Here is a 5,634-nt window from a genome sequence, read left to right on the forward strand (position 1 = left end):
AGGCGGCACCATGCCGCGACAGCGCGGTGCGGATGATCCAGCGATCGAGCCGCGACGCGATGCCGAACCGCTCGGCCACCGGAATGAACTCGCCGGGTGGCACCAGCCGGCCGTTGCGTGCGGCGAGCCTGGCCAAGACTTCGACATGGCGGCTTTCCTGCCAGGGGCGGCCCAGAAGATGGATTTCCTGGCCAAACAGCTTCAGCCTACCGTCTTCCATGGCATCGACCGTATCGGCGACGATGCGCGCCGCGTTGAGGCCACCCGAACCCGATGCCGTATCGGTGGAGAAGACGGCAAATCGGTTTCGCCCGGCGGCCTTGGCCGCGTAGCAGGCGTCGTCGGCACAGGCCAGCGCGTCGGCCACCGTCGTGTCGGCGTCATCGACGAAAGCGATACCGATCGAGGCCGCCAGCTTGCGCGACGTGGCCGTCGATCCAAGTTCGGCATCGCGAACCGCGGCAAGTACCGCGTCGGCCAGCCGCCCGGCCTGCGCCGCATCGCAATTGGGCATCAGCAGCGCGAACTCGTCACCGCCCAGGCGCGCGGCATGCGCCTTCGCGGGAAGGCAGCCCAGAATGCCTTGCGCAACGCTTTTCAGTGCCAGGTCGCCGGCCGCGTGGCCGGCAAAATCGTTGAGCGCCTTGAAGTAGTCGAGATCGACATAGAACACGGAAAGCGGCAGCAACTGCGCGGCCGCGATATGATCGGCCAGCAGCCGGTCGAACGCGGCGCGGTTCAAGAGACCGGTGAGCGCGTCATGGCGGGCCGCATAGGCAAGCTCCTGCTCGCGCTGCTTGTCTTCGGTGATATCGCGCACCGTGCCCAGGATCTGCCCCGCCAGCCGGCGGTCCCGAATTTGCGGGTCGGCGATGAAACGCAGCAGGGATTCTATGTGCCGGACCTCTCCGTCGCGCCGCACGATGCGGTATTGCACGGCGGTGACCTTGTCCGTTTCGAGCGGCACCAGATGCGCGCGCGACGCGGCGTCCTTGTCGTCCGGATGCAGATAGCCGAACCAGTGGTCGCGCTCGACTTCGGCGGTGTCGGAGACGAGCCCGAAAATCTCCCTGGTGCGTTGGTCCCAATAACTTTTGCCGCCCGCGAGGTCGTGGTGCCAGATGCCGGTGCCGCTGGCGGCGAGCGCCAGGCGGAAGCGCACATTGACCTGCTCGAGTTCGGCCTCGGCGGCCTTCTGCTTGGAGATGTCGGTCTGCACACCCATCAGCCTGAGCGGCTTTCCCATCGCGTCGCGCTCGACGACGCCGCCGCGATCGAGCACCCACACCCAATGTCCCTGCTTGTGCTTCAGCCGCAATTCGGTCTCGATGGCGTCGGTCAGGCCGGCAATGTGGCGGTCGCCGCTGGCCAGCGCCCGCTCGCGGTCGTCGGGATGGGTCAGTTGCAGCCAAAGGTCGCTGGTGTTGGCCAATTCGCTCTCATCGTAGCCTAGCATCCGCGCCCAGGTCGCGGAATAAAAGCAGTCGCCGGTCACAAGATCCCAGTCCCAGACGCCAAGATGCGCGCGCTCCAGGGCTTTTGCCCAGAACGTTCCATTGCGACTTTTCTTATCCTGACGCGCCATCGTCTGCTTCGCCTGCTCCACCGCGGCGCAATCTGCGGCAAAACCAGAGAAGAAACAGTTACCGCGCGGGCGGAGTTTCGACGTCTGATTGGGAGCCCCTGTTCATCAAGGCCGTACCGAACTACTCCAGGCAGCCGTCAATTTCCCCAGGTCGACGACACGACATTGCCCGCCGTCACGCCGGACAGTCTTTCGCGCTTCTCGAGCCTCGGCTTTTCATAGGTCTTCTTCATTGCCATCGCCTTCTCCCGTGGCCATCCGATTTCCAGGGTCTAGCTGAGGCGGGGCAGCCATGCTTGGGCTCAGCGGAACGGGTTCCGGCCCAGGCGGCCCTGCCCGGCGCCGAACCCGCCTTTTCGATTGGCCGGCAGGAACCGGAGTTTTGTGTCTGGCGGATCGTCCTACTGCTGCCCAGGTCAGCGGCGCAAGCCGGTGACCCCTGGATCATCGGCGGCGCCGATGATCCCATGCACGACAACAACAAGGACCTTCCAATGACCAAGCAAGAAGACAACAAGGCCGTCGTCGTCAGATGGTTCACCCACTTCTGGGGTGAACGTTGCGATCTGTCGGTCGTCGACGAGATCGCGGCACCCGACATGCTGCTGAAATATTCGCTGCACGAGCCGCGCCGCGGCCGCGACGACATCAAGGCCTTCATGGCCGACTTCCGCGCCGCCTTCCCGGACCTCAACTTCTGGGCCACCGCCGACCTGATTGCCGAGGGCGACTATGTCGTCGGCCAGTGGGAGGGCGGCGGCACGCATACCGGCCCAGCCTTCGGCGACTTCCTCGTCGGTTCGCTGCCGGCCGCCACCGGCCGCATCATGCGCTTCACCGGCACCACGGTGCTGAAGGTGGTTGACGGCAGGATCGTCGAGGAAATCGGCCTCGATGACGGCGTCGCCGCCCTCACCCAGCTCGGTCTGATCAAGACCGCCTGAGGCGATCAGGCAAAACGATCGTTCGGGCCAGGCGGCGTCAATGCCGCCTGGCCTCATTGCTTATTGGCTCGGCGCCATTGCGTGCTCGCATGACACTTTCGGATTCATGTCGGCGAACGTGCCTGTCGGGTTCCCTTTCCAGGCCCAGACATGCAGCTCGTAGAATTCACCCAGGCCATAGCGGTTGGGGGCGTTGTTGAAGTTGAACAGCTGGCCGTCCAACGATGCCGGTCCTTTCGAAGTGATGTACTCGACCGCCACCAGCTTCAGCGTGCCATCGGCCATCGGCTCGTACATCACAGCTTCGGGACGGGCGATGTCGATCTTGTCGTCCTTCAGATACTGGCCGTTGACATAGTGGATGCCCATGGCGCCGCCGGTGATGCCGCTGGCACAAGGAATAGGCGCATAGCCCTCTGATACCGCTGTCTTGACGTCGACAAACCGGCTGTTGACAGCCCGCACCTTGTCGGCCAGCGGGTTGGGGCCGGAGGCAGCTTCAGCCGGCTCCTGATGCGCCTGCGCGAGGGTGGTGCAGATTGCCAGCATGGTCCCCGCCATAAGAAGTCCGCTGCGAAAGTTTGATATCATCTTCATTCCATTCTTCTTGAAAAAGCACAGCTGGCCGGCCGCCGAAAATACGGAGGCCCGGCAGGCAAGCGCTGTGGCTGTTGTTGCTTGGAGATCCCGAAATTGATGTAACGGCTACCGAAAAGGATCATCCCTTCGGCAGATACGGGATCGTTCCGGCCAGATCGGTGTTGTCGATCATCTGGAAACGGCTGTCGCTGCCGTCCTGACGGGCCGAGACGAAGGGCGCGTAGGCAGGATCGGTGGTGAAGGCGCGCGCCGCCGCTTCCGACGGGAACGCCATCAGCGCGATCAGCGTGGTATCGAGCGGCTTGCCTTCAAGCGTTTTCACATTGCCGCTGCGCGACAGATATCTGCCGCCATGCTTGTGGACGAGATCGTGCACCGAGGCGGCGTAAGCCGGCACCCACTGCGGGTCGTTTATCTTGATGTCTGCGATAACGTAGGCGGTCATGGTGGTCTCCTGGTTGCGGTGCACAGGCGTATCCCGTGCAACCGGCCAAAAGGCTCGCATGGCAGGACCCTCGCCAACCAGTCCGCGATCTGTACCGGGGCAGTACAGTTTCCGTACTGGCCGCTTCATTCATGAAGGCCTAATATTCGGTCAGGTTTGAGGGAGAGGCACCAATCATGAGCCAGCACGGATACAAACAATTCTGCCCGCTATCGATGGCCGCTGAGGTGCTGTGCACCCGCTGGACCATGGTGCTGATGCGTGAACTGGTGGCCGGCTCGACCCGCTTCAACGATCTTCGCCGCGGCGTCCCCAAAATGTCGCCGACCCTTCTGTCGCAACGGCTGAAGGAACTTGAGATCGCCGGGATCGTCGAGCGCAAGGAAGTGCCGGGCGAAAAAGGCATCTTCGAATATCGGCTGACGGAAGCCGGCCGGGATTTGCGTCCTGTCGTCGAGGCAATGGGCTTCTGGGGGCAGAAATGGGTCGAGTCCCGGCTGTCGCTGAAGAACCTCGATCCGTCGTTGCTGATGTGGGACATGCGGCGCAATCTAAACCCCTCGCCGCTGCCTGAAGGGCGCACGGTGATACAATTCCTGTATCAGGATCTCCCGGCGTCCAAACGGTCGTGGTGGCTGATCGTCGAGAAGCACGGTGAGGTCGATCTGTGCTGGTACGATCCGGGCTTCGATGTCGATCTCTACGTCTCGACCGACCTGCACACGATGACGGCGATCTGGATGGGAGTGCTGACCGTCGAGAAGGCCGGCGCCAGGGTTGCCCTGACCGGCGACCAGGCCATCGGCAGGAAGATGCAGACCTGGCTCGGCCTCAGCCCATTCGCGGTGGAACCCAAGCGCGCGGCTTAGGAGAATCGGTGCATGTTAGGCGCGCCTGCGGCCCCTGTCATTTGCAAGGTGATAGGGTTGCACGAGGACTTCGGCGGGAATTTTCCATTCCTTGTTCAGTTTGAAGACCATATCCAGGGTGAGTGCGCGCTTTTTGTTCAACACCTCGGTCGCCCGGGGTGATGATCCGATCACCTCGGCCAGCGCCTTCCGCGACAGGTTGAACAGTTCCATGTGCGAATGAATGGCTTCAACGGGATCCGGTGCTTCAATCGGGTAGTGCTTATCCTCATAAGCCTCGATCAGGGTTGCGAGAACGTCGAACCGGTCACCATCGAGAGAGCCGACCTCCGGCTCATTTTCGAAATATTTAGTGATTTCGGCGATCGCCCAATCGTAATCGGCGACGGTCTTAATGGGTCGAATGTTTTCCATCACACCTTCTCCGGATCAATCTTGTCATACTCTTTGTGCGTGCCGACGAATTTGATCAGAACGCGGTGAAACTTGTAGGCGACGTGGACAATCAAACGATACTTGTTGCCGCTAATGTCGAAAATGATGCGATTGTCACCGACGAAATCAACTGTCGCTCCAAACGCATCCTTGACGTCAGCCGGGGTCTTCCAATCAGCATTCCCGACAGCCACATACCAAGCCGTCAAAGGAGCTTCGGCCTGATTGTGTTTTGCCCAAATCCTTCAGCGCCTTCTTGGCAATTATCTGCATGACCTGATATAGCAAATTCCCAAATTGGGAACAAGAGGATTTTCCCAAATTGGGAAAGGCAAGTGAGGTTCTCCAGGCACTTGTCAGGAAACGGGTGGCGGGGCCGGCTTGTGGTGGCTTCAATGCGGTCATGTTCATCACCCTGGCCAAGAATCTGAAGTCCGCGCCGCTGCAAATCACCGACGATCCGCGCTGGGCGCGCATCGTCGCGCGCGACAAATCCGCCGACGGCGCATTCTGGTATTCGGTGGCGACGACGGGCGTCTATTGCCGGCCTTCCTGTCCGTCTCGGCGCGCCAATCCGAAAAATGTGCAGTTGCACGACACGCTGGACCAGGCCAGGGCGACCGGTTTTCGCCCGTGCCGGCGCTGCGATCCACATGGCCCGTCGCTCGAGGCCGGCAACGCGGCGATGGTCGCTGCTGCCTGCCGCAGGATCGAGCAGAGCGAGGAAGAACCCTCGCTGGCTGAATTGGCGGATGC

8 protein-coding genes and 1 pseudogene are annotated in these 5,634 nt (G+C 61.8%); 3 read left to right on the forward strand and 6 right to left on the reverse strand.

Annotated features, from left to right (window positions below; all coding sequences use genetic code 11):
* Together EN932_RS27700 and EN932_RS27705 are read right to left on the reverse strand one after the other, a co-directional pair.
* Nucleotides 1–1,585 (reverse strand): diguanylate cyclase (locus EN932_RS27700; RefSeq protein WP_128369220.1); only part of this gene is annotated, 1,585 nt, incomplete at its 3' end.
* Between the two features lie 137 nt (nucleotides 1,586–1,722).
* Entirely contained in the window at nucleotides 1,723–1,824 is a 102-nt protein-coding gene (locus EN932_RS27705) for a hypothetical protein (protein WP_013530742.1), read from the reverse strand.
* Nucleotides 1,825–2,079: 255 nt separating this feature from the next.
* On the opposite strand from EN932_RS27705, the gene EN932_RS27710 reads away from it, so the two are divergent.
* Nucleotides 2,080–2,529 carry an ester cyclase gene (locus tag EN932_RS27710; protein WP_127368854.1) on the forward strand — a complete coding sequence of 150 codons (450 nt, stop codon included), beginning with the start codon at nucleotides 2,080–2,082 and terminating at the stop codon, nucleotides 2,527–2,529.
* A gap of 60 nt (nucleotides 2,530–2,589) precedes the next feature.
* Here EN932_RS27710 and EN932_RS27715 read toward each other — a convergent pair whose 3' ends face one another.
* Both EN932_RS27715 and EN932_RS27720 read right to left on the reverse strand, forming a co-directional pair.
* Nucleotides 2,590–3,126, reverse strand: coding sequence for a hypothetical protein (locus EN932_RS27715; protein WP_206519198.1), 537 nt, complete (start codon nucleotides 3,124–3,126; stop codon nucleotides 2,590–2,592).
* Nucleotides 3,127–3,247: 121 nt separating this feature from the next.
* The gene (locus EN932_RS27720) at nucleotides 3,248–3,574 is read right to left on the reverse strand and encodes a DUF1330 domain-containing protein (protein WP_013530739.1); all 327 of its coding nucleotides are present in this window, start codon (nucleotides 3,572–3,574) and stop codon (nucleotides 3,248–3,250) included.
* A gap of 176 nt (nucleotides 3,575–3,750) precedes the next feature.
* On the opposite strand from EN932_RS27720, the gene EN932_RS27725 reads away from it, so the two are divergent.
* Nucleotides 3,751–4,443 carry a helix-turn-helix domain-containing protein gene (locus EN932_RS27725; RefSeq protein ID WP_024501641.1) on the forward strand — a complete coding sequence of 231 codons (693 nt, stop codon included), beginning with the start codon at nucleotides 3,751–3,753 and terminating at the stop codon, nucleotides 4,441–4,443.
* A 15-nt stretch (nucleotides 4,444–4,458) separates the two neighbouring features.
* Here the strand turns inward: EN932_RS27725 and EN932_RS27730 are convergent, their stop codons facing one another.
* The gene (locus tag EN932_RS27730; RefSeq protein ID WP_127367261.1) at nucleotides 4,459–4,857 is read right to left on the reverse strand and encodes a type II toxin-antitoxin system HigA family antitoxin; all 399 of its coding nucleotides are present in this window, start codon (nucleotides 4,855–4,857) and stop codon (nucleotides 4,459–4,461) included.
* Nucleotides 4,857–5,151: pseudogene (locus EN932_RS27735) on the reverse strand (type II toxin-antitoxin system HigB family toxin). The gene EN932_RS27730 and the pseudogene EN932_RS27735 overlap by 1 nt, the downstream one beginning before the upstream one ends.
* Nucleotides 5,152–5,281: 130 nt before the next feature.
* On the opposite strand from EN932_RS27735, the gene EN932_RS27740 reads away from it, so the two are divergent.
* The coding region (locus tag EN932_RS27740; protein WP_164890646.1) for a methylphosphotriester-DNA--protein-cysteine methyltransferase family protein at nucleotides 5,282–5,634 on the forward strand (353 nt) is incomplete at its 3' end.

Source organism: Mesorhizobium sp. M7A.F.Ca.US.002.01.1.1, assembly GCF_004022955.1.
Classification (GTDB): Bacteria; Pseudomonadota; Alphaproteobacteria; order Rhizobiales; family Rhizobiaceae; genus Mesorhizobium; species Mesorhizobium ciceri.

Excerpts from the sequence above, each read along its gene's own strand:
- EN932_RS27725 (WP_024501641.1), top strand. The coding sequence starts at position 3,751 with ATGAGCCAGCACGGATACAAACAATTCTGCCCGCTATCGATGGCCGCT.
- EN932_RS27710 (WP_127368854.1), top strand. The coding sequence starts at position 2,080 with ATGACCAAGCAAGAAGACAACAAGGCCGTCGTCGTCAGATGGTTCACC.
- EN932_RS27705 (WP_013530742.1), bottom strand. The coding sequence starts at position 1,824 with ATGGCAATGAAGAAGACCTATGAAAAGCCGAGGCTCGAGAAGCGCGAA.
- EN932_RS27715 (WP_206519198.1), bottom strand. The coding sequence starts at position 3,126 with ATGAAGATGATATCAAACTTTCGCAGCGGACTTCTTATGGCGGGGACC.
- EN932_RS27720 (WP_013530739.1), bottom strand. The coding sequence starts at position 3,574 with ATGACCGCCTACGTTATCGCAGACATCAAGATAAACGACCCGCAGTGG.
- EN932_RS27730 (WP_127367261.1), bottom strand. The coding sequence starts at position 4,857 with ATGGAAAACATTCGACCCATTAAGACCGTCGCCGATTACGATTGGGCG.